This window comes from uncultured Aquincola sp., from assembly GCF_964001545.1.
In the GTDB taxonomy this organism is placed as follows: Bacteria; Pseudomonadota; Gammaproteobacteria; order Burkholderiales; family Burkholderiaceae_C; genus Aquincola.
Genome location: NZ_CAXFDV010000544.1, coordinates 1 through 1,742, shown reverse-complemented (window position 1 = coordinate 1,742; position 1,742 = coordinate 1). Strand labels below are relative to the sequence as shown.

2 protein-coding genes are annotated in these 1,742 nt (G+C 72.8%); both read left to right on the top strand.

Annotated features, from left to right (window positions below):
• Window positions 1-930, top strand: a 930-nt coding sequence (locus tag ABNT58_RS18750; protein WP_348754958.1) for an NAD(P)/FAD-dependent oxidoreductase, incomplete at its 5' end; no start/stop codon positions are given.
• 132 nt (window positions 931-1,062) lie between these two features.
• The coding region (locus ABNT58_RS18745; RefSeq protein WP_348754957.1) for a transporter at window positions 1,063-1,742 on the top strand (680 nt) is incomplete at its 3' end.

Here is a 1,742-nt window from a genome sequence, read left to right as displayed (position 1 = left end):
GTGGTGGCCGGCGGCATGCCGGTGGTGCAAGGCGGCAGCGAAGGCATCGTGCATGCGCTGCGCCAGGTGATCGAGCGCCACGGCGGCCAATGCCGCACCGGCACCCATGTGGACGAAGTGCTGGTGGAAGGCAGCGGCCGCCGCGCCCGCGCCGTGGGCGTGCGCGTGGGCAGCCAGCGCCTGGCCGCGCGCCGTGCGGTGGTGTGCAACGTCACGCCACCGCAGCTGTACGGCCGGCTGTGGCGCGATGCGCCGGTGCCTTTGCAAGACCGCGCCGCCGCCTACCGCTTCGGCCGCGGCGGCATGCAGATCCACTTCGCGCTCGATGCACCGCCGAACTGGGCCGACCCCGAGATGGCGAAGGTGCCGCTGGTGCACCTGACCGAAAGCCTGGAGCAGGTGTGCGCCTCGGTGGTGGAAGCCAACAACGGCCTGCTGCCGGCGCGGCCCACGCTGGCCATCGGCCAGCCCACCGCGGTGGACCCGACGCGCGCACCCGCGGGCGCCGCCATCCTGTGGGTGCAGATGCAGGAGCTGCCCACGCGGCTGAAGGGCGATGCCGCCGGGCAGATCGAGGTGCCGGCCGATAGGCAATGGACCCCCGCGGTGCGCGAGGCTATGGCCGACCGGGTGCAGGCGCGGCTGGCCCAGGTGCTGCCCGGCCTGGCCGGGCAGATCGTCGGCCGCAAGGCCTATGGCCCGGCCGATCTGCAGGCGCTGAACTGCAACCTGGTGGGCGGCGACCCTTATGCCGGCGTGTGCTCGCCCGACCAGTTCTTCTGGCTGCGGCCCTTCGCGGCCACCGCGGGTGCACGCAACCACGTGACCTCTTGCGCCGGGCTGTTCCAGATCGGCGCTTCCACCCACCCCGGCCCCGGGCTGGGTGCCGGCTCGGGCTACCTGGTGGCCCAGGCACTGGCGCCGCGCTGAGCCGGCGCCAACGCCACAAACACCTGTTTCGCCATCGGTGGGCCCTGGTTGATTGCAGACGCGGCGGTCGGGCCACCCGATCCGTGCAGCCGCCGCGCGCGAGGGCCCCGGGGTGGGCCGAGGAGAGATGCTTTGAATCGCAAACAGCAACTGCGGCCCCTGGCCGCCGCGGCCGCCCTGCTGGGGCTGCTGGCCGCCAGCACCGCCACCTGGGCCACCGAGGGCAACGGCCTGGGTGTGTACCCCGACGGGCTGGAAAACTTCGGCAGCGGCGCCCTGCCGCCGCCCGGCGTGCACCTGCTGCTGTACGGCGGCGGCGCCAACTACGACCGCGTGCTCGGCCCGGGGGGCCGCACCGTCAGCCCGCCCGACTTCAGCGTGAAGGTGCGCGGCGTCATTCCGCGCCTGGTGTGGGTGACGCAGCAGCAGGTGCTGGGCGGCCAGCTGGCCTTCGAGGCGCTGGCCCCGCTGCTGGACGTGGACGTGAAGGCCGGCGGCCAGCACTTCAGCAAGTCGGGCCTGGGCGACGTGGTGCTGGGCACTGCGCTGGGCTTTCACCACTCGGCCGAGCTGCACACGGCGGTGGGCCTGGACGTGATCCTGCCCACCGGCAGCTACAGCACCACCAACCCGGCCAGCCTGGGCCGCAACATCGTCACCTTTCAGCCGCTGGCCGCGGTGAGCTACATGCCTGCCAGTGGCCTGAATGCCGATGCCAAGCTGATGTGGGACATCAACCGCCGCAACGGTGACACCGACACCCGCTCGGGCCAGGCGCTGCATGCCGACTATGCGCTGGGCTGGGGCCTGGG